At 46.4% G+C, this 25,250-nt stretch carries 23 protein-coding genes; 13 read left to right on the top strand and 10 right to left on the bottom strand.

Annotated elements, in window-relative coordinates; translation table 11 throughout:
- Positions 1 to 183: 183 nt before the first annotated feature.
- Positions 184 to 855 carry a cupin domain-containing protein gene (locus H9L11_RS23350; RefSeq protein WP_205391235.1) on the top strand — a complete coding sequence of 224 codons (672 nt, stop codon included), beginning with the start codon at positions 184 to 186 and terminating at the stop codon, positions 853 to 855.
- 73 nt (positions 856 to 928) lie between these two features.
- On the opposite strand, the gene H9L11_RS23355 is transcribed toward H9L11_RS23350, so the two are convergent.
- Positions 929 to 1,168 (bottom strand): YdcH family protein, encoded by a 240-nt coding sequence (locus H9L11_RS23355; protein ID WP_005373737.1) that lies wholly within the window; start codon positions 1,166 to 1,168, stop codon positions 929 to 931.
- A 228-nt stretch (positions 1,169 to 1,396) separates the two neighbouring features.
- Here H9L11_RS23355 and H9L11_RS23360 point away from each other — a divergent pair, with 228 nt between their 5' ends.
- Complete coding sequence (locus tag H9L11_RS23360; protein ID WP_025767963.1) at positions 1,397 to 2,200, top strand: SDR family NAD(P)-dependent oxidoreductase; 804 nt, start codon at positions 1,397 to 1,399, stop codon at positions 2,198 to 2,200.
- A gap of 77 nt (positions 2,201 to 2,277) precedes the next feature.
- On the opposite strand, the gene H9L11_RS23365 is transcribed toward H9L11_RS23360, so the two are convergent.
- Entirely contained in the window at positions 2,278 to 3,180 is a 903-nt protein-coding gene (locus H9L11_RS23365) for a LysR family transcriptional regulator (RefSeq protein ID WP_017633593.1), read from the bottom strand.
- An 80-nt stretch (positions 3,181 to 3,260) separates the two neighbouring features.
- The gene (locus tag H9L11_RS23370) at positions 3,261 to 4,130 is read right to left on the bottom strand and encodes a helix-turn-helix domain-containing protein (RefSeq protein ID WP_005387011.1); all 870 of its coding nucleotides are present in this window, start codon (positions 4,128 to 4,130) and stop codon (positions 3,261 to 3,263) included.
- A gap of 124 nt (positions 4,131 to 4,254) precedes the next feature.
- On the opposite strand from H9L11_RS23370, the gene H9L11_RS23375 reads away from it, so the two are divergent.
- The gene (locus H9L11_RS23375) at positions 4,255 to 5,403 is read left to right on the top strand and encodes a PLP-dependent aminotransferase family protein (RefSeq protein ID WP_205391236.1); all 1,149 of its coding nucleotides are present in this window, start codon (positions 4,255 to 4,257) and stop codon (positions 5,401 to 5,403) included.
- Positions 5,404 to 5,814: 411 nt separating this feature from the next.
- Complete coding sequence (locus tag H9L11_RS23380; RefSeq protein WP_205391237.1) at positions 5,815 to 6,843, top strand: hypothetical protein; 1,029 nt, start codon at positions 5,815 to 5,817, stop codon at positions 6,841 to 6,843.
- A gap of 79 nt (positions 6,844 to 6,922) precedes the next feature.
- Here the strand turns inward: H9L11_RS23380 and H9L11_RS23385 are convergent, their stop codons facing one another.
- Positions 6,923 to 7,249, bottom strand: coding sequence for a DUF4156 domain-containing protein (locus tag H9L11_RS23385; protein WP_017633591.1), 327 nt, complete (start codon positions 7,247 to 7,249; stop codon positions 6,923 to 6,925).
- Between the two features lie 224 nt (positions 7,250 to 7,473).
- Here H9L11_RS23385 and H9L11_RS23390 point away from each other — a divergent pair, with 224 nt between their 5' ends.
- Both H9L11_RS23390 and H9L11_RS23395 read left to right on the top strand, forming a co-directional pair.
- Entirely contained in the window at positions 7,474 to 8,184 is a 711-nt protein-coding gene (locus H9L11_RS23390; protein WP_005373753.1) for a lipoate--protein ligase A, read from the top strand.
- 285 nt (positions 8,185 to 8,469) lie between these two features.
- A complete protein-coding gene (locus H9L11_RS23395; RefSeq protein ID WP_205391238.1) occupies positions 8,470 to 10,038 on the top strand; it encodes a DEAD/DEAH box helicase in 1,569 nt (522 codons plus the stop codon).
- A gap of 103 nt (positions 10,039 to 10,141) precedes the next feature.
- On the opposite strand, the gene H9L11_RS23400 is transcribed toward H9L11_RS23395, so the two are convergent.
- Positions 10,142 to 13,021, bottom strand: a complete 2,880-nt coding sequence (locus H9L11_RS23400) for a Six-hairpin glycosidase-like protein (protein WP_205391239.1) — start codon at positions 13,019 to 13,021, stop codon at positions 10,142 to 10,144.
- Positions 13,022 to 13,241: 220 nt separating this feature from the next.
- On the opposite strand from H9L11_RS23400, the gene H9L11_RS23405 reads away from it, so the two are divergent.
- Positions 13,242 to 14,153 carry a LysR family transcriptional regulator gene (locus tag H9L11_RS23405; protein WP_158173387.1) on the top strand — a complete coding sequence of 304 codons (912 nt, stop codon included), beginning with the start codon at positions 13,242 to 13,244 and terminating at the stop codon, positions 14,151 to 14,153.
- On the opposite strand, the gene H9L11_RS23410 is transcribed toward H9L11_RS23405, so the two are convergent.
- Positions 14,106 to 15,041 carry a LysR family transcriptional regulator gene (locus H9L11_RS23410; protein ID WP_053304585.1) on the bottom strand — a complete coding sequence of 312 codons (936 nt, stop codon included), beginning with the start codon at positions 15,039 to 15,041 and terminating at the stop codon, positions 14,106 to 14,108. The genes H9L11_RS23405 and H9L11_RS23410 overlap by 48 nt on opposite strands.
- 199 nt (positions 15,042 to 15,240) lie before the next feature.
- On the opposite strand from H9L11_RS23410, the gene grxB reads away from it, so the two are divergent.
- Entirely contained in the window at positions 15,241 to 15,870 is a 630-nt protein-coding gene (grxB, locus tag H9L11_RS23415; protein ID WP_054729335.1) for a glutaredoxin 2, read from the top strand.
- Between the two features lie 10 nt (positions 15,871 to 15,880).
- A complete protein-coding gene (locus tag H9L11_RS23420; protein WP_171342634.1) occupies positions 15,881 to 17,005 on the top strand; it encodes an alkene reductase in 1,125 nt (374 codons plus the stop codon).
- An 82-nt stretch (positions 17,006 to 17,087) separates the two neighbouring features.
- Here the strand turns inward: H9L11_RS23420 and H9L11_RS23425 are convergent, their stop codons facing one another.
- The 3 genes from H9L11_RS23425 to H9L11_RS23435 are packed head-to-tail and all read right to left on the bottom strand — an operon-like array spanning position 17,088 to position 19,465.
- Positions 17,088 to 18,146, bottom strand: a complete 1,059-nt coding sequence (locus H9L11_RS23425; protein ID WP_205391240.1) for a zinc-binding dehydrogenase — start codon at positions 18,144 to 18,146, stop codon at positions 17,088 to 17,090.
- 4 nt (positions 18,147 to 18,150) lie between these two features.
- Positions 18,151 to 18,663, bottom strand: a complete 513-nt coding sequence (locus H9L11_RS23430; protein ID WP_005479856.1) for a 2,4'-dihydroxyacetophenone dioxygenase family protein — start codon at positions 18,661 to 18,663, stop codon at positions 18,151 to 18,153.
- A 40-nt stretch (positions 18,664 to 18,703) separates the two neighbouring features.
- Positions 18,704 to 19,465, bottom strand: coding sequence for an SDR family oxidoreductase (locus tag H9L11_RS23435; protein WP_015312936.1), 762 nt, complete (start codon positions 19,463 to 19,465; stop codon positions 18,704 to 18,706).
- 131 nt (positions 19,466 to 19,596) lie between these two features.
- Between H9L11_RS23435 and H9L11_RS23440 the strand changes: the two genes are divergently transcribed.
- Positions 19,597 to 20,619, top strand: coding sequence for an AraC family transcriptional regulator (locus tag H9L11_RS23440; protein WP_205391241.1), 1,023 nt, complete (start codon positions 19,597 to 19,599; stop codon positions 20,617 to 20,619).
- Positions 20,620 to 20,639: 20 nt separating this feature from the next.
- Here H9L11_RS23440 and H9L11_RS23445 read toward each other — a convergent pair whose 3' ends face one another.
- Positions 20,640 to 22,073, bottom strand: coding sequence for a PLP-dependent aminotransferase family protein (locus tag H9L11_RS23445; RefSeq protein ID WP_081886418.1), 1,434 nt, complete (start codon positions 22,071 to 22,073; stop codon positions 20,640 to 20,642).
- 271 nt (positions 22,074 to 22,344) lie between these two features.
- Here H9L11_RS23445 and doeA point away from each other — a divergent pair, with 271 nt between their 5' ends.
- The 3 genes from doeA (at position 22,345) to H9L11_RS23460 (ending at position 25,198) form a co-directional block, all read left to right on the top strand.
- Positions 22,345 to 23,532, top strand: a complete 1,188-nt coding sequence (doeA, locus tag H9L11_RS23450) for an ectoine hydrolase DoeA (RefSeq protein WP_005373780.1) — start codon at positions 22,345 to 22,347, stop codon at positions 23,530 to 23,532.
- A gap of 54 nt (positions 23,533 to 23,586) precedes the next feature.
- On the top strand, positions 23,587 to 24,594 hold the full coding sequence (doeB, locus tag H9L11_RS23455) for a N(2)-acetyl-L-2,4-diaminobutanoate deacetylase DoeB (protein ID WP_005373782.1): 1,008 nt from the start codon (positions 23,587 to 23,589) through the stop codon (positions 24,592 to 24,594).
- A gap of 124 nt (positions 24,595 to 24,718) precedes the next feature.
- A complete protein-coding gene (locus H9L11_RS23460) occupies positions 24,719 to 25,198 on the top strand; it encodes an Lrp/AsnC family transcriptional regulator (protein ID WP_053349313.1) in 480 nt (159 codons plus the stop codon).
- Positions 25,199 to 25,250 lie beyond the last annotated feature (52 nt).

A 25,250-nucleotide genomic window follows, 5' to 3' on the forward strand; every position in this document is an offset into this window, starting at 1 on the left:
AACATTTAATTTTTCGATGTTATAATATAACAATTCTCATTACACAAGCAGAAATTTAAATTAGGCTCCGATTTCATGTTCGTACTCAATCCATGAATTGGGCTATCAACAAATGAATCAATTGATGTTTTTTATACGTATACTAATGAGAATTAGTAATTAAATAAGTAACGGAATTTCAATATGTTGAATATGGATTTTTCAAAAAGAATCGTGATAGATACTGCTCAACAGGAGTGGATCGCCAGCCCTTCCAAAGGTGTGTGGCGCAAACCTTTGGAACGAGAAGCCAAAGAATCAGGGCATACCACCAGCGTCGTTAAGTACAAGCCAAATTCGCAGTTTTCGACTCATCCTCACCCTCGAGGAGAAGAAATATTGGTGCTCGAGGGAGTATTCTCTGACGAATACGGTGACTACCCTGCTGGCACTTACCTTCGTAACCCTCCAGGAAGTCAACACGCACCATTTAGCAAAGAAGGCTGTGTGATTTTAGTTAAACTAAATCAGTTCGAATCTGAGGATCTTGAAACAGTTCGCATTAATACAAACCAAGCGAGCTGGCAGAGTGGTGTCGGTGGGTTGCAAGTCATGCCTCTGCATCATTTTGAGCACGAACATGTCGCGTTGGTTAAATGGCCAAAAGGTGAGAAGTTTCAACCACACCGTCACTTTGGTGGTGAAGAAATTTTTGTGTTATCGGGGGAATTTAAAGACGAGCTAGGAACCTATCCTCCCTACTCTTGGATACGCAGTCCACATATGAGTGAGCACTTTCCTTTTGTAGAGCAAGAAACGGTCATTTGGGTAAAAACAGGCCACCTGCCACTCCAAGCTCCTGCTCAGCAATCCTAGTGTTTGCACACTTGGCATCGTCCATTGGAACTAAAATCGGCCCGCAATTTACGAGCCGATGATCATTTCGTCACTAAGAACCCATTATTCGCGAGTGGAGCCAGTCTTTGAGCTCAGCCCGGTTATGTTTTAACACGTTCATTTCGTGATCATCAATCGGGCTTCCTTGAAGTTCTAGTACGCGGATTTCCTTATCTAAAGCATTGTAGTTTTTAACGGTTTCAGCAAATGATGCATCGTTTTCGGTAAGCTGAGTAATGGTATCCAAATGTTCTGGGAATTCATGAGTTAATGAGTGATTTTCACCTAACATAGAGACCTCTTGGCTATTATTTGAGTACAAAATAGTGCCTAATTTTTGAGCACCACATGTATAACCGTAGCATCTAATGAGACGTTAATTCGTCGCACCGTCCACAAAAAGAACAACAAAGTTATTTTCAATTTTTCCTAGAAAGTGTTTTCTTTTTAGTCTCAATAGTCGAATGCAAAAGATGCCACTATGATCGTTCTATATTAACCCTCAACAATGAGAGCGATCATGCGAAAGACAATTCTAGTTACTGGATCTACTGACGGTATTGGTTTAGAAACCGCGAAAATGTTAATTAACCGTGAACAACACGTAATAATTCATGGCCGGAATATAGAGAAAGTTCAACAAGTTGAGCAAAGTTTGAGGGAGATGAAAAGTGGTAAAGTTGAAAGCCTTGTTGCTGATTTATCCTCTCCCAATGCGGTAAAACAGATAGTGATGGAGATAACAGAACGGTTCAATCATTTAGACGTCATCATTAACAATGCTGGTGTGTACGCAACACCAAATCCAAGAACTAAAGAGGGTCTTGATGTACGCTTCGCAGTCAACACCATTGCTCCCTACTTACTCACTAGAGAGCTATTGCCGTTGCTCGGAGATACGGGTCGTGTGGTTAATTTGTCTTCAGCTGCACAAACAACAGTAAACACTAGCGCTTTACTCGGTAACAAACCATTGTCAGATGGCGAAGCATATGCCCAAAGCAAATTGGCATTAACGATGTGGTCACGAGCAATCGGACTAAAGCTTAAGAACACTGGCCCTATGTTGGTATCAGTAAACCCAAAATCATTCCTAGGTAGTAAGATGGTTAAAGATGCTTATGGGGTTGCTGGTGGTGATATCCGCTTAGGAGCAGATATTCTAACTCGCGCTGCGCTATCAGAAGAGTTTGCTCAAGCGCATGGTATGTACTTCGATAATGACATTGAAGCATTCGCGCCCCCACACCCTGATGCATTAGATCAAAGCAAAACACAGCAGATAATTGATACTATTGAATTAATCTTAAGCAAACTCTATTAATAACAATTAAGAATTATCTTGAGGTTCGTTTTTATTCGGACCTTAAAAACAATGTATTCGATAAGTGAAACTTGTTATCACTTTTCCGCAAACTCCCAATAAGGTGGCGTGCCATAGTATTCAGCAAAGTAATCAATAAAGGCACGCACCTTAGGCGCAATTAAACGAGAGCTTGGGTACACAGCCCAAATCCCAGCATCCATCGCTAAAGGGTGATCTTCGAGTACTTCCACTAGCTGACCACTTTGTAATTCTTGATAAACACTCCAAACCGAGTTGATAGAAATACCTAACCCGTTTACCGTCGCGTCTCTCATCGCATCACCATTATCAGTTTTAAAACGACCAGAAGTTCTTACATTGACCATTCCATCTTTTGTATTGAATGACCAATTATTCATTCCAACTAAGTTAATACATTGATGATTCGTCAAGTCTTGGGGCTTGTTAGGTCTCCCAAATTGTTCAATATAATCTGGTGATGCAACGATAATACGACGATCTGGCGCAAGCTTTCTTGCGACCAATGAAGAATCTTTCAACTCAGCGACACGAATGGCGACATCGAAACCTCCCTCAACCAGATCAATAATGGAATCAGAAAATCGGCAGTCCACGGTTAACCCTGGGTAACGCGCCATAAAACCTTTTAATGCGGGCACAATATGCAAGCGACCAAAAGTTGCAGAGGCGGTTATACGTAATACTCCCGTTGGCGCACTCTGCCCTGATCCAACAGCTCCCCTTGCTGCCTCCACTGTTGCAAGGACCTCCTCCGCGTGAGGTAAAAAAGCCTGCCCTTCTTCAGTTAAGGAAACTTTGCGTGTGGTGCGATGAACTAAACGAACTCCTAAGCTGTCCTCAAGTTTGTTGATGTGCGCACTAGCGACAGCAGGAGAAAGTCCAAGCTCCTGACCAGCCATGCTGATGTTGTGTGTCGAAGCCAAACGGACAAATAGCTTTACATGATCGATGTTCATTTAATTTTCAATTATTTGTAAAAAATCACCATGTAGAGCTTAGCATTCTCTTCCTTACGGATAGTAAATAAATACTCCAGTTAGAAAAAACTGATGGGCAGATAGAAGTCCAGCTCAAACGCCTCATCATGGCTAAGGAAATGGTTTTTATGATAGTGAACATAAGCGGGAGTAGAACGCTGCTTAAAGCCTGAATTCGGCAACCACTTCTCTAACACCATACTCAATTGAGGAAGAAGCTCTCCATATACCCCTGTTAAGCGAAAAACAGCATGCAAACCACCCGGAATCGTCATTTGATTCACGACACCGCGTACTTTAAGCGGCTTATCAATCGCCATACAAGCCACATAGCGACACTTATCGAGCTCAACCCAAGCGGGGTTGGAGTGATGCAAACCGTATTGAACCGAAAAGTCCCGATTCTCAGAGCTTGCCCACGCCTTCAAAATCAGCCACGCATTACGAATGGAACGGCTATAACCCTCATGCCGCACATAAGCCGCAAAGCGTTGTGGAACCTCCATAATTTTAGGTTCTGGCAACTCGCGTTTAGCAACCCGATGATAACCCGCAGCCACTTCTGGATCTTTTAGATACGGCTTTTCTGCGACTTGTAAATCATGCTTTCGCCACGCGCCAGGAGACATAGCGAACGTTGCTTTAAACGCTCGGCTAAAAGAAGATACCGAGCTAAAGCCGCACTTGTTAGCAATGTCTAACACCGATGAGCTGGTATCAAACATCAGTTGATTGGCGGCGTATTCCATTCTTGTTCGACGGATATATTGATGGACAGACTCCCCTACCACATCTTTAAAAATACGATGGAAGTGCTGTTCAGAATAGGCTGCTACATCTGCTAGCTCTTTAGCCGATAAATCTCTGCTAATGTCCTGGTGAATGTAAAACAGCACGTCATTGATTCTGGAAACTTGTTGATGGCTCACGGAGTAAACTTTCGCTTAAATAGCATAAATGGACATGTTTAACAGCATAAATGGACACACCAAGCTTGGCAATTTACCTATACTATTTCTGACATAAAAAAGACAATTACGAGAAGCACAGCACATGGAAATCGCACAGTCATTACAACAAACTAAGTCATCCTACATCCGAGAGATCCTCGCAGCAGCGAGCGATAAGAACGTCATTTCTCTTGCAGGTGGCTTGCCGGACGAAAAAACCTTCCCGATCGACTTAATGAAACCGACGCTCGAAAACCTCGCTAATATGCCAGAGGTGTTTCAATATGGCGCAACAGCAGGCTACGCCCCGCTACTTAACTTTTTGACCGATTATTACCAGCTGCCGGAATCTCATTTGGCTATGATCACAACGGGCTCTCAGCAAGGGCTAGATTTGATTGCGCGTGCGTACGTAAATCCGGGCGATAAAGTGGTGATGGAAGCACCGAGCTACCTTGGTGCTATGCAAGTATTCGGTCTAGTGCAAGCCAACATCGTGACCGTTTCACAAACCGAGTGTGGCCCAAACCTAGAAGAACTCGAACAATGCTTTGCCACGCAGCAACCAAAAATGTTCTACGCCGTACCCGATTTTCACAACCCAACGGGCGTATGCTGGGCGCTAGAGACTCGCCAAAAAGTTGCCGAGCTTTGTATCCAATACGACGTTGCATTCATTGAAGACGCACCATACCGTGAGCTGCGTTTTTCTGGTGAAGCACTACCGCTAGTTTCAGATTTCTGCCTGCAACACTCCATCGTATTGCGCTCTTTCTCCAAAATAGCTTCACCAGGCTTGCGTATTGGTGTAGTTACGGGCAAAAGCAGCTACCTTGAGCCACTTATCAAAATTAAACAAGGTGCCGATCTGCACTCTAGTATTCCTATGCAAGCTTTGCTGCATGGTCTACTGCAACATGACAACTTCGAAACGCACATTTCAACCATCTGTGCTCTTTACAAATCACGTTACGATGTCATGTTTGCTGAACTGCAAAAACAGCTGCCAGAAAGTTGCGTACTCAAACCCGTCGATGGTGGTATGTTCGTTTGGGTCGAGATTCCAGAATGCGACACCTTCGAACTGGCGAAAAACCTTCTCGCAAACTGGGTTGCTGTAGTGCCGAGCCCGGTCTTTTATCCAGAAGGTTCAAAGGTAAAAGCCGCTCTGCGTCTTAACTTTACCAATGCTACACCAGAAGAACTGACGACAGCTGTCTCTCGACTCGCGGATGTCCTCAACACATTGTAATTGAACGCGAGTGTAAGAACCTGCCTTTGAGATTCAAAAAAAGTCTCAAAGGCAGCATCAAAAAAGTTCCCCAAAAAAATTTATATTTTTCCTTCAAATCAACTCTCTACAGTAAGTGCCTGTTTTCTCTTGAACCTCTCACTCATATAAAAATGAGAACTCAATCACGTATTTGATGGTTGGAAAAGTTACGTCTATCTTTCAGTCAAAGACATCAACTTCGCAGCGTTAATGCTCTCAATTTCAGACACTTTATCAATCGTGGCTTAGCGGTTGATAAACGACTAAAAAAGCATCTGTGGGCATACCCACTACGAAGGGTTGACCAGAACCATTCTGAATGTCGCGAGCCAATCTTTTGATTGGCAATTACGTCAGTGAGTCGCACCAAATGACAGAGGGGTTATCAGGATGAATGCTCGAACCACGACAGGACTCGTCACCATCGGCTGGTCCGTTACACTTTCACTTTTTACCGCATTCGCCGCATATGCCAATACTTCGCCAAACTGTAGCGACGTATTAGTGGGCAACACAACCGCCGCATCGCAAAAAATGATAGTTTTATTAGGCGAAGACATCACCAAATCTAACCGTATCACTACGGTGATTCCTGCCGAAAACAATCCATTTGTGACCGAAGAACTGGTTTCGGTTTCTAACGACGTATCGCCAAACGGTCGTCTTTCACAAAAGAGTTTGGAAGAGATTCGGAAAGTCCGCTCAAATCTAGAGAAAGCAGCACAGGAAGTAAGCCGATTACAGGGCACTTTTGAAGTGGCTTTAATCAGTTTGATTGATGGTTACTGCCAATTTTCTAATCATAAACGTACTCAACATGCCAAAATCGACTTTGACCATTTGGAAGGCCTCACTTTGTATTCAATCCCCGCTTTAATAGCAATGGTCGATCAGTCGTACTACATGGCAAAGAATCGAATCGCTAATGAGCAGAAACAGTTAAGCGACATTGAAAAAGAGAAACAGAGGCAGAAACAGCAAGCAACTGCGGCGGCAGCCGCTCGTTACCAAGACAGTAACGTACTTGTAAGAGTCGAGAACTTTGATGGCGCTAATGTGACATTTTCCGTTACTAACATTGGTTCACAAGGATCATTGCAACCAAATTTCAACTCGTTTAATGCATATCGCACAGAAAGTGGAGAATTAATCTACAAGTCAGAGTCTTTATTACACCTGGCGGATACTGCAGGTAACACACTTGAAACAATGGGTATCGCTGAGCTCTCATCACAAGGTGGAAGTGACATATCGATCTCTCCTGGAGAAACCCGAAAATTCGTTACTAGCATTGCTTCAGAAGTCGCGCCACATACGCAGTTGAGCTTAGAGTTTCCAGCCAAAGTGCTTAATACCGAGCGAGACTTTACATTGTCGTTTTCTGATACATCAGCGGTGGCGACAGCAAACGTTAATTAACGCAAAGTCTCCAGTATTTGTAGAACGCATCAAAGACAGGCGAGCAGCGCCTGTCTTTCAATTATGAGCAAGAAAATCGCTACTGTTTGCACTTGTAAGCATTTGCAAACATCGTCACTGACGTAGAAAAGCTCAACGGTTGATACAAGTACAAGGTATCTGCGCCTAAATCCACCGCCTTGATGCGCATTTGGTTTAGCGTCCCCCAAACCATGTCTTTATCTGCGTGAAACCAGTAATCGTAAAAGTGTCCTTCTGAGCCGATCACGGTACCCATTAGTTCACAGTTTTCAATCGCATTCACATTGTCCCAAAGCACCTGTACTTGCTCAGATTCTTGAGTTGGGAACGTCACACATCCCGTTAATGATGCCGCTAACGCGAGAGTCATCACTCGCTTTTTCATACTTATATCGCCAAAATTTTTCATAGATGGCAGATTTTATGAATGGCTGATGTGATGACTAGCAAAAACTTTTTATCGCGTGTTCAAGCAGAATTAATGGACAACGGAAAAGATCCAAAAGGTGATCATGCAGCTAGCGAGCAAAAGCCTAATCACTCAGACCTAGCAATAAAGCTGTATCTGAGATACAACAGTAACGATTAAATAGCCGCGAGGGATAGAGTTTGGTTGCTAAAAATAAGCTAATTCGCTACACAGCTACGGAAGTCGCTGATGCATTTGACAAAGAAGATGAGCTCATTAAACAAGTTCAGTCCAACCAACTCTCGCAAGTGCTATTGCTTTGGCAAGTAAAAAGTCCAACGCTCGTGCTTCCCGCGGGTAAGAAATGGCCAGTGTCTAATGAGTTAGAACATGCGTTAAATACGTCTGGCTGGAAGCTCTTTTCTCGTAAAACCGGTGGTGCCCCAGTCCCTCAGGTGCCAGGTATTATCAATCTATCCCACATTTACCACTGGCCAGAAGGCGAGCCTTACAACATCAAAAAAGCGTATCTCGATTTATGTGCAATATTAACGGTTTTCTTTAAACAGCTCGGCGTGAAAGTGGATGTTCATGCTACGCCTTATTCCTACTGCGATGGCGAGTACAACCTCAACATTGGCGGGCAAAAAGTCGTGGGAACCGCGCAGCGTGTTTTACTTAAAAAAGGCGGCGGACAAGTGGTATTGTCACAAGCATGCATTCTGATTGATGCCGACGTCGAGAAGATTGTCGAACCAGTACGAATGTGTAATCAGCTTTGCGGTCACAGCGATGATATTCGTGGTGATGTCCACACACCGCTCTTCCATCATGTATCCGACCGCCCATCGGTAGATTCGCTCTTTCAGCAATTGACGAGTGCGTTTTTAACGCATGCAAAAGCGGAGTAATGAAAGGAGCAAGCCTCCCCCACACTCCGAACAGCATTTGATAAACTAAAACTGCATACCGTGATAGCGATGTAAGAATGGGCATCGCCAACGTAAAACCATTCAATCGATCGACCAAACCAGTTATCAGTTTTGCCTGCCAAAAAGAAATGAGATCCAGTTCAAATATTTATCCATGACGGAATTAGTTGAAGCCTGCGCGTAAAAGCCTCAGAATGTCGCACTTTTCGCACCGATTTGTTTTCGGCGCGTTGTTATCTAACTCTACAATTGAGAATCATACATATGGGTTTTACCTCGTTAGGTCTATCTGCTCCAATCCTTAAAGCTATTCAAGAGAAAGGCTACGACACCCCTTCGCCAATTCAGGCAAAAGCAATTCCTGCTATTTTGGAAGGGAAAGACGTAATGGCAGCAGCGCAGACTGGTACAGGTAAAACTGCAGGCTTTACGCTACCGATTCTTGAGCGTTTATCGAACGGCCCTCGCGTTCGTGCTAACCAAGTTCGAGCACTGATCCTAACGCCAACACGTGAGCTTGCAGCTCAGGTGCAAGAAAACGTATTTATGTACGGCCGTCATCTTCCACTAAGCAGTGCGGTTGTTTTTGGTGGTGTGAAGATCAACCCGCAAATGCAGCGTCTTCGCAAAGGTGCGGATGTGTTGGTCGCGACACCAGGGCGCCTGATGGATTTGTACAACCAAAATGCGGTGAAGTTCGACCAACTGGAAGTGCTAGTGCTCGATGAAGCAGACCGTATGTTGGATATGGGCTTTATCCGTGACATTCGTAAGATCCTAGCTCTGCTACCAAAACAGCGTCAGAACCTACTTTTCTCGGCGACTTTCTCGGATGAAATCCGTGACCTTGCGAAAGGCTTGGTGAACAACCCGGTTGAGATTTCAGTGAACCCGGCAAACTCGACGGCGAGAACGGTTGAGCAAAGCATCTACCCAGCAGACGTGAAAAAGAAAGCACCGATGTTGGTTAAATTGATCAAAGACGGCGATTGGAAGCAAGTGCTGGTGTTTACGAAAACGAAACACGGCGCAAACCGTCTGACGAAGTTCCTTATCGAACAAAACCTACCGGCTGCTGCCATCCACGGCAACAAGAGCCAAGGCGCGCGTACCAAAGCACTGGCGGATTTTAAATCGGGTGAAATTCGTGTGTTGGTCGCGACGGACATTGCTGCGCGCGGTATCGATATTCCTCAATTGCCGCAAGTGGTGAACTTTGAGCTACCTAAAGTGGCAGAAGACTACGTTCACCGTATTGGTCGTACTGGCCGCGCGGGCGAAGTAGGTAAAGCGATTTCACTGGTGTGTGCGCTAGAAGCATCTGAGTTGTTTGCGATTGAACGTTTGATTCAAGAAGTACTACCACGTAAAGAGTTGGAAGGTTTTGCGCCAACCAATGTGGTGCCAGAATCTAAACTGGATACGCGCCCAATCAAACCGAAAAAACCTAAGAAGCCAAAAAAACCAAAAACGCCAAATGCTGCAAGTGAAAACGCTCCAGCAACCGAAAAGAAAACAGGCAATGGTGCAAACAAACCTAAACGTCGCTTCAACGGTGGTAACAACGGCAACAAAAACAGCACCAACCAAGGCGGTGCGGGCAAGCCTAAAGGCAACCGTGAAGGCCAAGGTCGTGCAAACAGTAAACCAGATGACCGCAAACCTAACGGCAACAAGCCAAATGGCAATAAACCGAGTGGAAATAAACCAAACGGTAATAAGAGTGGCAACGCTGGTAAACCGTCTGGTAACCGCAAGCCAAACAATGCTAAACCTGCAGGAAACAAACCATCAGGTCAGCGTCGTAAGCCTCGTCCACAGGCCACAAACTAATCTGCAAACAGCCCGATAGAAAATACAACAAAGCCGCTGATAATCTCAGCGGCTTTGTCTTTCTTAGAACACAGTTTTTAGAACACAGCTTTGTTAAAACAGCCTACATTAAAGGTGTGATTCGAATATCTGCGATTTGCGCTTCGTTCTTTTCACCCTCAATACCACCTGCGTAGATGTAGGTTTCATTCGATTTGAGGTAACTCATATTGAAGTGGTCCTTCAGCGCGACCTGATAGGTTTTTCCCTGCTCCAACGTCACCTCAATTGGCGTTGAGTAACGCATACCTTGGTTTTCACCAATATGGCCCATCTGCAAGTAACCTTGACCAACCACTTTACCTGCATCATCCAATACCTCTAACAATTTCACGGTGTTCGTGATGCCAGTATTAAGTTGCCCTAGGTTATTGTTGTACCAAGCATCGAACTGGTAAGTGCCCGTTACAGGGGCTGTAAACGACTCTGCACCTTTTACGATGCCACTGTCTTTACTCACCGTAACCACTGAGACATTGTCTTTGAGTGGCTGATATTCGCCATCAAGTTTGATGCGGATCTCTTCACCGACACAAACAGGTTGGCTTGGGTTAGAACGGAAGCCTTTATCGTTAATGCTTTCAGCCAAATAACAAGCAAAACCTGTTGGCGTATCGGAATAAGATTGAGCAATCACGTTCTTTTGAATCAGCTCGCCATTGCGATACAAGTTCACGTTGTACTTACTCGTCACGTCAATCGAAACCGAATTATCAACGCTTTTTACCACCAATGTTGGCTCTTGCGGAGAATAAACGCGACTATCTTCACTTGCGTACGGTTTCACACCAGAAACTAAAGTAATGCTGCTATCTACATTCACAAGCGCGCCCAATGTCACGTGGAAATGCCCCTCATCGTCCATCGTGACATTTTCAACTGGGTAGTAACCTGTGTCATCTTTGCTTACTTCAGGCAAGTCAATCGTTACCGAGTAGTTCTTTCCTTTGAAGGCAAAGTTTTCCAACGTGATTTGTTCAGACTGAGCCAACAAGTTATTGCGCACCCAACTTGTGATAAATGGCTTCACTTCCAACTTACCCGTTTCGGTATGGATGCCGAATAAGGTCTCTACCACCATGTTCAAGTAGCCACCCACAGACCAAAGCTGACGCTGAGAGTTAATCACTGGGCCATCCAAGCTCGGATCTTCGCCATGATCACTATGGATGATGAATGACTTACCAGAAAGCCACTCTAAGTTTTCCATGTTGGATAAATTGGTCGCTGTACCACGAACCAACGATTGAATGGCATTGTTCGCTGCTGCCACATTTTGTGTTTGATGCGCGGCGCGCAAGCTGTACGCGGTAACAAATGGCCAAATTGCGCGATTATGGTACACAGGCACGTCCGGTTGTTGAGGGAAGTAAACCGGCACGCCAAACTCACTGTGTGGGTAGTTGGCCATGATTTGTTTCGCCTGCGCATCACTTGCCACGCCACTGATGATTGCCAACGCTTCGCCCAACATATCGTATTTGTCGACCGCAATGTCTTTGCCATTGTCAAACAAATAGCTTACGTACATACCGCGTTCGGCATTCCAAAACTGATCGTTGATAGCGGTTTTTAACTGCTCAGCCCACTCGGTGTATTTGACCGCGTTGGTTGAGTCGTACTTCTCTGCCAACTTAGCCGCGAGCTGAATCGCGCGGTAGTGAACCACGTTTGTCGATAACGCTTTGCTGCTACCAATCGCATTGACATCGTTTGGCGTCCACGTTGAGTAAGTTTGCTCACGCCAATCGAGGAATGATTGCTCACCAGTGTATAAACCGGATTTCGCATCAAAAGCCGCCAGGCGATCGGCTTCAAGTGTATTACTGATCGCTTTATATGCGCGCTCTGCAAACTGGTTGTACTCTTCCCCATCCAATGCCGAAAGTAAGCGTTCTGCACCAAGCGCCCAAGTCGTACGGTCGGTACTGATTGGCCAACTGCCGCCCGTGCCCGTGTCTTGCACAATCTGCTCGCCATCGTATTGCTGATCGGTCGTGTCGCGGAAAGCAGACAATTTGAAATTCAAACCATTTTGCACGCGAGTTGGATTCATCAATGCAAGCGAAAGGTCTGCTGCGTACGCCAAATCACGCGTCCATACGTAATGCCACTTCGCGCCCGTCTCAAAAACTTCCGCTTTGATTGGGTTGTTGTAGTTGTAATTGCCGTCTTTGATTTCAGAAACGGCAAGCTGGTCTAGCTCTTTCATCGTCAATGCAAACAACGCGTCAAACGCGACATCACCCGACACCACTCGCGGCCCTGTTTGCTCATTAATCACTAAGCCTTGGTCGAGCGCATCACGCAATTCTGTCGTCGTTGAAATACCAAATTCACGCAGCTCCGCTTTAGGATCTTTCACCGAGAAAATCACGGTATCACTCGAGTCATCGTAATTGGCGAACAGTTTCACTTCTTTGCTCTGATGCCCTTCATGCACCATTGCAGGGTCGAGAATCGCATCAGAGTAGTATTTTTCCGCTTCTTCTTGTGTTGCTTTCGTCACAGTCATTGACGCGCGACTTTCATCGGCAAAGCTCACAGAAAACTTGTAATACCCTTTGTCTTCAAACGTGATCTCAGAGTTGCAATCATCGTTCATACACGCTTCATTCGTGTCTGGTTTTGGCAGGTACTCCTGAGCTTTATCGAACGCCGCGGGCTCCTCAAAGTAGGTGTATTGGATCTGCCAACCCGGATCAGCAATCTTGAACTGATTACTACCTCGAGCGACGCGCAGTACGGTTTCGTACTCGTTATTACCCAAATAGTTTAGCTTGGCATGCTCTGCCGTGCCCCAATCCCCATTTAAACCACGTAAATATAAGTCGGCTGAAATAATTGGTTTGTCGACCGGCACTGGCGCATCAGAAGAATCTGACCCACATCCAGCAAGACCAATACAAGACGCGACAGCAAGCGCAATAAAACTCGGTTTCATGTTCATCCCTTAGATTGTTGTTTTGGCGACAGTCTAAAGAACACCTTTTTGAGGGGAAAATAGGAAGTCAGGAGCGAGCTATAGATAACATCTATACGTCAAACCCCAACAGTGATGTAGATCTATGAAATGCGCATAATTTCAATCAAATGAGATTACAGATTTGTGATTTATAAATGAAATTGTGCAAAATACCCCTCGTTCTTAGAGGGGAAAGAAAATGGACAAATCTCTGCAGCAATTTTTACTGGTTGCACGCTGCCAAAGCATCAGCGCTGCGGCAAGAATGGCAGGGTTAAGCCAGCCAACGGTAACAAGCAATTTAAAGAAGCTGGAAGAGAATCTCGGCGTGACGCTGTTTGAACGTCATCCTAATGGCATGGTGTTGACCGAATACGGACGCATCCTCTATCGCCATAGCAACGCGATGCAGCATGAATACAACCAAATGATGCAAAGCATTGATGAACGGAAACAGTACCAAGTCGGAAAAATTAAAATGGGCACTGGCGATGCGTGGTGGCCGCTGTTCGTCAAACAAGCACTCAATCAACATCTGACCAAGCAGCCATCGGCATCTACGCACGTCGAATTTGGCAACCACTTAGGCTTGATGGATTCATTAATCAACGAACAGATTGAATTCTTCATCGGCCACGAGATTGTCGGCTTGTCGTCTAAATGTGATGTTACGTTTATTCCGCTATTTCAAACGGTTGATGCCTATTTTGTTTCCCCAAACCACCCACTTCTAGGGAAAACCGTCACCGAAGATATGCTGCACGAATACCCAGCTCTTTCGGTCACTTATGATGCTAAGAAATTCGCTCACGTCATCGATAACCCAATCCCGAAGCAAAATGAACGCGAAAGGCAGCAACTGGATGACAGACCGACTTACGAAGTGGATTCTCTGCTCGCCAGTATTGATGTACTGAAAGAAAGCGTCGCGGTGATGTCTTATACCGGGCACCTCAAACCGTATTTGGAATCCTTTGGCTTACGATGCTTAACCATGGAAAACGAACCAAACCCTGGCACCGTCGGGATTTATCGCCACCGCCGAGAAACCTCTGAATCGCATCTAGATCTGATTGCTGGCATCACTCAGCGCGCTAAATTGCTCAACTAGAAAGTCCAAAAACAGGCGAACTCTTTTCGGTTGATATTGGCGGCTTTGATAAATGACATGTAGATCCGCTTCAGCGCCTTGCGAAAAGGCGCTGAAGTTTTTCATATACCCATCCAAAACCGTTACTAAACGTTGTTTTTTGAGGTCTTGCTGAATATCTAAAATCGATTTCAACGCAATCCCCGCACCGTCCAACGCCCATTGTCGAATCACTTCACCATCATCAGAAAATCGCTTTGGCGTGACCGTGATCGATTGGTGAGACTCTTCATCTTTAAAGTGCCACGTTTTTAATTCTTCATTGCTGCGCACCATGGCTAAGCAGCGATGGTCCGCGAGATCTTGTGGACAGTTTGGGACACCTTGCTTCGACAAATAGTCAGGTGATGCGCACAGCACGCGTTGACTCGACGCCAGCCTGCGCGAAATGAGATTGCTGTCCGCTAACTCGCCATAACGAATCACCAAATCGAGCCCCGATTCAGCCAAGTTCGATAAATTGTCATTAAGATAAAGATAAGGCGTCACATCCGGATATTGCTCAGAAAAAGCCGACACCATCGGCGAAATAATTTGTTTGCCAATATCTCGTGGAGCTGAAATTTTCAACGTTCCGCGCACTTGCGAAATACCCGTTTGCAGCAAGTTTTCCGTCTCTTTCACGCTATCAATGATGTTAAGACAAGCTTGATGGTACATTGCCCCTGCGTCCGTGAGTGATACGTGGCGTGTGCTTCGGTTGAGCAGCTTTACGCCATAGCGTTCTTCTATCGCTTGCAGCCTTGCCGTTACCGTCGCCGGAGACAAACCTAACTCCCTTCCCGCCGCCGCCAGACCTTGATGTTTAACGATGCTGACAAACAACGTCATATCCGAAAACTTATCCATCTTCGTGCTCTTATTATTTGGAAAAACTGAATAATCAATTTAGATATTACCCAATTATCAAATTAAGTCGAATCCATATACTGACCCTATCGACATTGTTTAGACCCAGAACGTTATGTGACAGGGAAAAGTTAAACGCCGTAACGCTGTACAACGCACAACAACACGCCCTGCCCAGCCAAGAGATAGGAAACAAAAAATGAAACTGTACATTTATGAACATTGCCCCTTTAGCGCCCGCGTCCGTTTTGTTGCAGGCATGCTGAATATTAAGCTGGATGTCATCAACATTGCTTATAACGACGAGAGCACCACCACAAACCTCATCGGCGCAAAACAAGTTCCTCTTTTGATCAAAGACGATGGTGAAGCCATGGCGGAAAGCTTAGACATCATCAACTACTTCCTTGAATTGGCATCTTCCAGCGAAAACAGCCAACCCTCCAAACCGGTTTTAGACTGGCAAAAACAAGCGTTTTTACCGCTACAAAAAGTCGGGTATCCGCGTTGGTCAAACATGACGTTACCGGAATTTGCAACAGAAACCGCTAAACAAGCATGGCGTGCAAAAAAAGAAACCGAAGCGTTAAATTTTGAAGCTTTGATTAACGATACACCTGCGATTGCGAAAGAAGTCGCCGCTTTGATAGAACAAACCAAACCCTTGCTCAACCTAAGTTCAGAAAAGCAAACGTCACTGGTTGATCAAGCCATTATGTTTTCCATTCTACGCGGCTTTTTCAGTGCGCCCGAAGTGCAATGGGATCCAGCCGTACTTCACTGGATGGCAATCGCTCGTAAAGCGACCAACGTGCCTGTACTTATCTAAGGAGCGCAACATGCAACAAAGAACAAATAAGCTGTTTGAGCCAGCTCAACTGAAATCGTTGTCACTACAAAACCGTATTGTCATGGCACCAATGACTCGCGCACGCACCACTCAGCCGGGCAACATCCCGAATGAGATGATGGCAACGTATTATCAACAGCGCGCTTCTGCCGGGCTGATCATTTCCGAAGCCACGCAAATTTCGGACGATTCTCAAGGCTATTCGTTCACCCCTGGCGTTTACACCGATGCGCAAGTGGCGGGCTGGCAAGGTGTGACCCAAGCGGTCAAATCACAAGGCGCAGCGATGTTTTGTCAGCTATGGCATGTGGGCAGAGTGTCTCACCCAACATTCCAAAATGGTGAACAGCCTATCGCGCCATCTGCGCTCGCTCCGGTAGAGACGCAAGTTTGGATTGCAGATGAACAAGGCAACGGCAATATGGTCGATTGTGTTGAGCCTCGCGCCATGACACAAGCAGATATCAACCGAGTTGTCGGTGATTTCGCGAACGCAGCCAAACGCGCCATTGAATCGGGTTTTGATGGTGTAGAAATCCACGGCGGGAATGGGTATCTGATCGATCAGTTCTTAAGAACCAACTCAAACCATCGAACAGACAACTACGGCGGTTCACGAGAAAATCGTATCCGTTTTCTTATCGAAGTAGTGGAGGCAGTTATCGCCGCTGTTGGTGCGCATCGAGTTGGAGTGAGATTGGCACCATTCATTACCTTTAAAGATATGGACTGCCCAGATATCGTGCCAACGATCTTAGAGGCATCAAAACAGCTACAGGAGCGCGACATTGCCTACTTGCACTTGTCCGAGGCCGATTGGGCCGATGCACCAACGATTCCAGAGACGTTCCGAATCGAACTTAGAAAGCGCTTTCGCAACGCTATCATTGTCGCAGGTCGCTACAATCCTCAACGAGCAAACGAAGTGTTAGAGAAAGGCTACGCGGATCTTGTCGCATTCGGACGGCCATTCGTAGCAAACCCAGACTTAGTCTCTCGCTTGCAACATCACCATCCGTTGGCAGAACTCGATGGCTCAACGTTGTTTGGCGGAAACGAACGAGGCTACACCGATTACCCTGCTCTGCAACAGGAATGCGCAGAACAGGCCTAACAAAAAAGCCCCAACCTAGCTGCTACGGTTGGGGCTGTCACCAAACTAAAATTGGTTTTAGCTAGCTTAATCTGGCTAAGAGTTAAATCACTTCTAACGCGCCGCTGCGCCAAGGTTCGATCACCACTTTGATGTGATCATTTGGCGTCATTAACTGTGTAAATGCGTCTTCGACACCGTCGATTCCCACTTTGGCGGTGAGCATTTTCTGCCAAGGAAACTTATGTTCGGCAATCGCTTGTAGGCATTGCTCAAACTCGTGCGGTTGGTAGTAGTAAGAGAATCTCAAATCGAGCTTTTTTACCGTCGCGTACGCGTAGTTAATGATTGCGGGTGTCGTATGGATACCCGAGATGACGATTCGCGCTCGGGCAGGGGCGCGGCGCAGAAAATCGTCAATCAAAGTATGTTTGCCCACACACTCGTAAATGACCAGACGTGAGTTCATCGCGTACTGCTCACCAACGGCGATCTCGTCTTCCTTGGTCGGGTTGATCAATCGATTTGCGCCAAACTCACTAGCAAGTTGCAGTTTCTCTTCCTGAAGATCGACCGCAAGAATATTGCTGACGCCACGTTGTTTCAGTGCAGCAATCACCGCCAGCCCTATAGGACCGCAACCGACAACCAGCGCGGTTTCTTCCGTTTCGATTTCACTGCGATTGACCGCGTGCAAACCGACCGCCAGTGGTTCGGTCAATGCCGCCGCCTCAGACGGCATTCCGTCTGGGACAGGTAGCAATAACGCTTCATCAAGCAGGAAGTACTCAGAGTAAGCGCCATAAGTACCCGGAGTAACACCAACGCCCGCGCCATTTTGACTGAGCAACATCGGCACTGAGGTGACTCGGCTACCAACAGCCAACGTCTGCTGAGTGTCAGATCCGTATTCGACAATTTCCGCGCAGAACTCATGCCCTAACATCACTTGAGCGTGCTCACCGGCTTCATCAGGCATCAACCCGAGCTGGTGGAATACATCAAATACCTCATCCGCGTGTCGAGTAATGTGAAGGTCGGAGCCACAAATGCCACAAGCGAGACTACGAACCAACACTTGTCCCGCAGCGGGTTTGGGGATTTCGACTTGCTTCAGGCGGACACTACCATCTTGCATTACGATACTGTTCATCTGTTGCATGGGGTTACTCCGCTAGCTCATCGCTGAGGCCAGCAATCGCACCCGGTTTGATGTAGCGCGCGGTAAAGCCTTGTGCTTTCGCTGTTGCTATAACAACTTGCTCAATCCAACCTGCATCCATGATGTTGATGAAGTTACCTTCTTCGTCAAAGTTAATGTTTGCACCTTGGATCACCATAAATCCGTCGGCACCGCCTGAGCTTTCAGGGCAGTGGAAGGTATGAATCGAACCACCCGGCTCATATAAGTAGCTGCCAGCGGTTTGGACTTGGTCTGGATACTCGATGTAGTGCCAAGCGCCGCTCAGGGTATAGAAGTGCACCACACCAGTGTGGTAGTGCTTAGGCAGAGTGATACCTGGTTTGAATTTGGCGCGAACCACCCAAGTACCGTTTTCTGGATCAAGAAACAACGGGTAAACATCAACACCCGGTAGTGCGTCTTTGATGATCGACTCTTCATTGGTATTAAGAGTTAATAGGAAATCTTGATGCTGAATAACTTCTGGTAATGACATAACTTACATCCTTGCTATTGCTGTAATGTGGCGTGCTCGCCTATCCCATGAGTGGGTACTTAAAATTCTCGAAACCGTCAGACGCACTGACGGTGCAACCGTTGATACAGTTGGCTTTCTCGCTGACCAAAAACGTCACCACGTTGGCGATTTCTTCTGGTTGAGTGAAGGTTTGGCGCATCTGCTCTTTACGGATATGATTCCACAGGCCAATTTCGTCGTATTGTCTTAACATTGCGGTATCAACGCGTCCCGGTGCGATAGCGCAGACACGGATGCCAAGCGGCGCCAGCTCTAACGCAGCGCATTTAGTCATCATGTCGACCGCTGCTTTGCTGACGTTGTAGGTAAAAGTCATCTCAGACGCCATTTGTGCATAAACAGACGATGTATTGAGAATTACGCCCGGTGTGCCTTGTGCTTGAAATTGTCGCCCAGCGGCGAGAATGCCGTAGTAGACACCGTTTTGGTTGACCTTTGAGATCGGCTCAAAATCGGCAATTGGATCGTGGTCAAGCAGAGGTTTCGGTGCGCCGATGCCCGCGTTGTTGATCATGATATCGAGCGAGCCAAACTGTTCGGCTGCATGCTTGACCATGGCTTCCACTTCTTGGTATTCGGTGACGTCTGCAACAAATGTTCGTAGCTGCTCTGCATCGAAGTCTTGATACACATTCAGTGATTGAGGGGAAATGTCGACAGCAAGTACTTTCGCGCCTTGTTCCAGCAGTTTGTGAATAATGGCTTGGCCAATTCCACCCGCAGCGCCGGTGACAATCGCGGTTTTATTGATAAGTTCCATACGGCTTCTCGTCCATGTGTTGTTGTTATCAAAATGTAACTTAGATCAACTCATTGACACTAACTTGACCTTTTGCGAAGTAAATTTGATATATTGCGATTTACAAATTGTTAACATTTGAAAATCGAGACATGCATATCGTAAGAAGTGGCGCCGCCGATAAATTTGATAGCTTGGTTTCCGAATTAGGGCAGAATCCGGTTGAGATTATGGCTGCCGTCGGGCTGTCTGCGGCGCAATTTCGCGATCCCGATACCTATCTCGCTTATCCAAGGTTGGCTGAATTGCTGGAGGAAGCGGCTGCTCGTTGTCAGCAACCGCTGTTTGGTGCGTTACTCGCCGAGCGACAAAACCTGCAAAGTTTAGGCGATTTGCCGATGTTGGTTTCCCGCGCAGAAACGGTCGGTGATGCCTTGGCGCGGGTGAATGATTTTCTCTATCTGCATTCGTCAGGGGTCACTCTCAACATGACGCCACAAGATGATTGGGTACGGTTGTCGCTCAGTATTGATGTGCACAGCGAACGCGGTATCGCACAGCTGATGCAGCTCAGTGTGTCGCACTTAGCCATGTTTGTTGCGAGCTTACTTGATATTGAAGCGAGCTACTTCACTTTACACCTTACCCAACACGCAAGCTTCGAGGCAGAACAGAGCGAATTTGCCCAGCAGAACAAACTGCGTTTCGGTGATAAGTTTGACGGTATCCTACTTAAAGCGAGTCTGCTTAACGCTAAGAACCACCAAGATGAAGACGCACTAGAGCGCCATTTTCAGCAGCACCTCAAAGAGCTGCAAACTCGTTACCCCAACAATCTCAGTGACCAAGCAGCAAACATGATTGGCCGTCTGCTCTCAACCGGAGAATGCAGCGTTGAGCGCGTTGCAAGAGCATTGGATCTGCATCCGAGAATGCTGCAAAACAAGCTGAAACAACAGGGCACAAATTATCGGCAGCTTTTACAACAAGTGCGTCAGGATTTCGCCGAACAGCGATTGCATGAGAATATTCAGAGTATTACCGATATCGCGTTGCAACTGGGCTATGCAGAAACTGCGGTCTTCAGCCGCCACTTTCGTCGCTGGACGGGAAAATCGCCAAGGCGATGGCGACAAGAAAAAACTCAGTTACAAACGTTTAAGCCCATCAGTTAAAAGCATAGATAACCTATCGCTCAGACCAAAAAGTGTGAGGTGGGAGGGTTGGTATCGAGAATTTCAGCAATCACAGATAACCCGTGTTTGATGTAGCCTCGATTAGTCTCTGCTCCCAAACTGATTCGCACGTAAGGCATTGGCTGATTAGTATCGAGAACAAACGGTTTGTATCCCGTGATCTGCACCCCTGAACGCTTAGCCGAAGCAACCAGGTCATCGCTATTCCACTGCTCGGGTAGTCTCAACCAAATATGCTGTCCATTCGGGTGCGAGCTATAAACATGCCCTTCTAAAGCGGCTTTTGCTATTCGCTGTCGCTTAGCAAACTCATTGACTTGAAAGCGAATAAGTCGATTTAACGTACCGTTTTCGATCCACAAATGAGCGACTTCAAATGGTAATGGAGTCGCAGACCAACTCGTAGCCGCTAAACGACCAATCGCGTGCTGCAGAAAATGACGTGGGACCGTCAGATAGCCAGTGCGCATGCCTGGCGCTACAACTTTGGTTAAACTGGTGACATAGAAAGCTTGTTCGGGTAACAATGTGGCAAGGGGTGGGACACGGTTAGGTTCTAGTGCTCCATACACGTCATCTTCAATGACATAGATGTCGTATTGCTGCGCAATATTCGCTATCGCCTCTCGGCGTGCAACATCCATATGCGCACTAGTCGGGTTAGCCATGCTCGGTGTGCAACACAATACCTTGATTGGTTTGTGTTTACATGCCCATTCAAATGCATCCGGCGTTATACCAAACTCATCCATTTCAAGTGGTTGCAACTTAAATCCAAGCATTCTCGAGCGAGAGATCAAGCCATGATCAACCAAGTGACCACAAGCAACTAAATCACCGTGTTCAACAACTGTGCTTAAAGCCAACGTTAAACCATGGCATGCACCATTTGTGAGTAATATTTGATCGGCACCCACATCCAGCCCTTGGCTACTTAGAAATCGTACTCCTGACTCAATATGATGAGGCTGACCTGTTACCGGCTTTGCTTTACTGATCAAACCACGATTGTTTGTTTGCCCAGCAATCTCCATTAACGCCTGATTAAAAAGCGTAATGTGGCGATCGGTCACCACTGGATGTGCAATCGACATATCAATTTCATCCGGCGTTTCTTTCATCTCTTGTGTCAGCATGAACTCCGTGTCCGTACTTTCATCCACAAAACCTGATTTGACAAAAGTACCATTCCCAACCCAAGACTCGATCGCCCCTTTTTTCTCTGCATAACCATATGCATGGCTCACCGTTTGTACGCTGACGCCAATTTGCTCTGCAAACTCACGATGTGTGGGTAATCGAGTTCCCGGTTTTAGATAACCACTGCGGACACATTCGACAAGATAGTTACCAATGGAGATGTATTTAGCGGTGCCTGGCCGAACGATCGGGTTCAAAGAAATTGTCATGACACAATATTTTAATTGATTCATTTTTAATGCTCATTGTAACTTCCATTTAACAAATGGCGAACTTTAACTCACAAAACGAGGTGAAATGCACAAAAATAAACCACAATTGTAACGATTGACATGAAATGTATGGGTTAAACAAACATGTTAAACAGCATCGTTCAATCCAAATACAACCCCAGAGGTAAATTGCAATCATTTTTAACGCAGATCTGGCTAGCTGGTAGAAGGTAGAAATACCTCAGCGTCTCCGAAGGCCCATAAGGCGTCGGATTTCTAACAAGGAGAAAATATGAGAGGCGTTGCTTTGCATTTTACACTGGATGAGTTCCAGGATCGGTTAACGAAAGTTCGGCAATCGATGGAAGAAAGAGAATTGGATGTCCTTATCATTCATGACCCTTCTAACATGGCGTGGCTGACAGGCTATGATGGGTGGTCTTTTTACGTGCCACAATGTGTCGTTGTTGGTCCATCTGATGAGCCAGTTTGGTTTGGACGCTGCCAAGATGCCAACGGAGCATACAGGACTGCGTATATGTCGGCAGAAAACATCACCTACTATCCAGACCATTATGTAATGAATCCGCCGCTACACCCGATGGACTTCCTGGTCGAAGCCGTACTGGCTCCGCGCCTTTGGGATCGTGGTCGTATCGGTGTAGAAAAAGATAACTATTACTTTAGCGCCACCGCTTACGAATCACTCACTACGCACCTACCGAATGCTCAACTTCTCGATGCAACTGGACTAGTCAACTGGTGCCGCGCCGTTAAATCCGATCAAGAACTGGCGTACATGTACCGTGCCGCTCGCATTGTTGAAAATATGCACCGCGTCGCGTTCGACATGATTGAACCAGGATTACCGAAACACCACCTTGTTGCCGAGATTAACCGCCAAGCCGTGCTCGGGCATGAAGACCACTTTGGCGATTACACCGCGATTGTGCCGCTTTTGCCATCAGGTTCTGATGCTTCCGCACCTCACCTGACTTGGGATGACAGACCGTTCAAGAAAGGCGAAGGGACGTTTTTTGAAATTGCAGGGGCGCACCGCCGTTACCATTGTCCACTCTCTCGCACTATTTTTCTTGGCGAGCCTGACGACAAGTTTAAACGAGCCGACGAAGCCCTAACTTTAGGACTTGAAGCAGGCCTAAAAGTGGCAAAGCCCGGAAATACCTGCGCCGACATCGCCAATGCACTAAACCAGGTTCTCGATAAAGCGGGATTCTCACGCGAAGGTGCCCGTTGTGGCTATCCAATAGGTTTGAGCTACCCGCCAGATTGGGGGGAACGAACCATGAGTTTGCGAGACACCGATAAAACCATCTTGAGAGAAGGCATGACATTCCATTTTATGCCGGGGCTGTGGTTCAAAGATTGGGGGTTAGAAACAACGGAAAGTATCGTCATTACCCATGATGGAGCAAAAACATTGTGTGACTTTCCACGCCACTTATTTGTTAAACACTAATTTTTCAAACCTCAAGCTCTGTTGAGCCAGGTCTGAGAACTAAAAGGACTTGATATGCAAAAAAGCTCGATCACAGCCACCATAGACTTTGACCGAGAAGGTGTACAGCACGGCTTTTTAACGCTGCCCTATTCACATGACGACTCCGCTTGGGGCAGTATTATGATACCTATCACCGTGATCAAAAATGGTCACGGACCAACCGCACTGCTTACTGGCGGTAATCACGGAGACGAATACGAAGGCATCACCAGCCTGCTAAAATTGACGAACTCGCTTCAGGCAGATCAAATCCAAGGTCGTGTCATTATTGTACCCATGATGAACTTACCTGCGGTACAAAATGCCTCACGTACGTCGTTTATCGATAAAGGGAATTTAAATCGCAGCTTTCCTGGCAACCCCATAGGCACAGTGACCGAGAAAATTGCGGATTATTTTACTCGTTACCTAGTTCCTAAGTGCGATTTTGCGTTAGACATTCACTCAGGTGGTAAAACGTTAGATATCGTGCCGTTCGCCGCTGCCCATCGTCTCGACAATCTCGATCAAGAAGAAGCCTGCATATTAGGTGCAAAACTGTTTGGCGCACCTTACACCATGATCTTGCTCGAAATGGACGCCACCAGCCTGTATGACACTGCCGTGGAGTCTCAGGGAAAAATCTTTGTTACCACCGAACTCAGAGGAGGCGGAACCAGCACTCCAGAAACAATCGCTTATTCCGACCGTGGCATTCGCAACTTCTTACGCTTCTCAGGCAACTTGCCCGGTGACTACGAACAACCAACCCAACCAACTAAGTTATTAGATATGCCAGATGCAAGTTGTTATGTGCAAAGCCAACACCACGGCATCACAGAATACTTATTTGATCTTGGCGATACCGTCAAAAAGGGCGATGTATTAGTGAGAATCTTCTCGACCGAGCGCACAGGTACCGCCCCCGTTGAGTACAAGTCACAGCGCAATGGTATTTTCGCGGCACGTCGTTTTCCTGCTATGGTGAATATCGGTGACACTATCGCAGTTATAGCCGAAGACTGCGGCGAGATAGGCTGATTGAAAAGCCAACTAAAGAAATCAAAACAAATGGCATACCAGAAGCAAACTGGAAAGCACCTTATAACAGCGACCAGTCATCAGCCTTTCATGAAATGATTAGTATTCTACAGGGAGACTCATTATGCGCCTCGATCGCTACGACGTAAAAATTCTACAAATACTTCATGATAATGGTCGTATCACCAAATCTCACCTTGCCGAGGCCATCAACCTATCCGTGAGCCCTTGCTGGGAGCGTGTCAAAAAACTGGAAGAAGCAGGCATCATTGAAGGTTACGGAGCAAAAGTAAATACCGATATTTTGTTCAAACGAACGTCAGTTATGGTTGAAGTTACGCTCAAAGAACACAACGCCCAAGCGTTCAAACGCTTCGAGCAACTGGTTCAACATTCACAAGAAGTCACTGATTGCTATGCCACGGGCGGTGGTGTCGATTACATCCTTAAAATTCAGTCAGAAGATATCGACCAATATCAGCGGCTTATCGACAACTGGTTAGACTCAGATGTGGGCATTGAGCGCTACTTTACTTACATTGTGACAAAAACAATCAAACGTGATGCGGGCACATTCGAAGTAAACCAAAACGCTTTGTTATAAAAGGGAAAATGCGTATCAGGCGTGAACAGAAAAAACACCATATTTAACGGCA

The organism is Vibrio sp. sp1 (genome assembly GCF_016920955.1).
Lineage (GTDB): Bacteria > Pseudomonadota > Gammaproteobacteria > Enterobacterales > Vibrionaceae > Vibrio > Vibrio alginolyticus.

Bases quoted from the DNA above. Each gene is read 5' to 3' on its own strand.
- H9L11_RS23350 (WP_205391235.1), top strand. From the start codon at position 184: ATGTTGAATATGGATTTTTCAAAAAGAATCGTGATAGATACTGCTCAA.
- H9L11_RS23355 (WP_005373737.1), bottom strand. From the start codon at position 1,168: ATGTTAGGTGAAAATCACTCATTAACTCATGAATTCCCAGAACATTTG.
- H9L11_RS23360 (WP_025767963.1), top strand. From the start codon at position 1,397: ATGCGAAAGACAATTCTAGTTACTGGATCTACTGACGGTATTGGTTTA.
- H9L11_RS23365 (WP_017633593.1), bottom strand. From the start codon at position 3,180: ATGAACATCGATCATGTAAAGCTATTTGTCCGTTTGGCTTCGACACAC.
- H9L11_RS23375 (WP_205391236.1), top strand. From the start codon at position 4,255: ATGGAAATCGCACAGTCATTACAACAAACTAAGTCATCCTACATCCGA.
- H9L11_RS23380 (WP_205391237.1), top strand. From the start codon at position 5,815: ATGAATGCTCGAACCACGACAGGACTCGTCACCATCGGCTGGTCCGTT.
- H9L11_RS23385 (WP_017633591.1), bottom strand. From the start codon at position 7,249: ATGAAAAAGCGAGTGATGACTCTCGCGTTAGCGGCATCATTAACGGGA.
- H9L11_RS23395 (WP_205391238.1), top strand. From the start codon at position 8,470: ATGGGTTTTACCTCGTTAGGTCTATCTGCTCCAATCCTTAAAGCTATT.
- H9L11_RS23400 (WP_205391239.1), bottom strand. From the start codon at position 13,021: ATGAAACCGAGTTTTATTGCGCTTGCTGTCGCGTCTTGTATTGGTCTT.
- H9L11_RS23405 (WP_158173387.1), top strand. From the start codon at position 13,242: ATGGACAAATCTCTGCAGCAATTTTTACTGGTTGCACGCTGCCAAAGC.
- H9L11_RS23410 (WP_053304585.1), bottom strand. From the start codon at position 15,041: ATGGATAAGTTTTCGGATATGACGTTGTTTGTCAGCATCGTTAAACAT.
- grxB (WP_054729335.1), top strand. From the start codon at position 15,241: ATGAAACTGTACATTTATGAACATTGCCCCTTTAGCGCCCGCGTCCGT.
- H9L11_RS23420 (WP_171342634.1), top strand. From the start codon at position 15,881: ATGCAACAAAGAACAAATAAGCTGTTTGAGCCAGCTCAACTGAAATCG.
- H9L11_RS23425 (WP_205391240.1), bottom strand. From the start codon at position 18,146: ATGCAACAGATGAACAGTATCGTAATGCAAGATGGTAGTGTCCGCCTG.
- H9L11_RS23430 (WP_005479856.1), bottom strand. From the start codon at position 18,663: ATGTCATTACCAGAAGTTATTCAGCATCAAGATTTCCTATTAACTCTT.
- H9L11_RS23435 (WP_015312936.1), bottom strand. From the start codon at position 19,465: ATGGAACTTATCAATAAAACCGCGATTGTCACCGGCGCTGCGGGTGGA.
- H9L11_RS23440 (WP_205391241.1), top strand. From the start codon at position 19,597: ATGCATATCGTAAGAAGTGGCGCCGCCGATAAATTTGATAGCTTGGTT.
- H9L11_RS23445 (WP_081886418.1), bottom strand. From the start codon at position 22,073: ATGAATCAATTAAAATATTGTGTCATGACAATTTCTTTGAACCCGATC.
- doeA (WP_005373780.1), top strand. From the start codon at position 22,345: ATGAGAGGCGTTGCTTTGCATTTTACACTGGATGAGTTCCAGGATCGG.
- doeB (WP_005373782.1), top strand. From the start codon at position 23,587: ATGCAAAAAAGCTCGATCACAGCCACCATAGACTTTGACCGAGAAGGT.
- H9L11_RS23460 (WP_053349313.1), top strand. From the start codon at position 24,719: ATGCGCCTCGATCGCTACGACGTAAAAATTCTACAAATACTTCATGAT.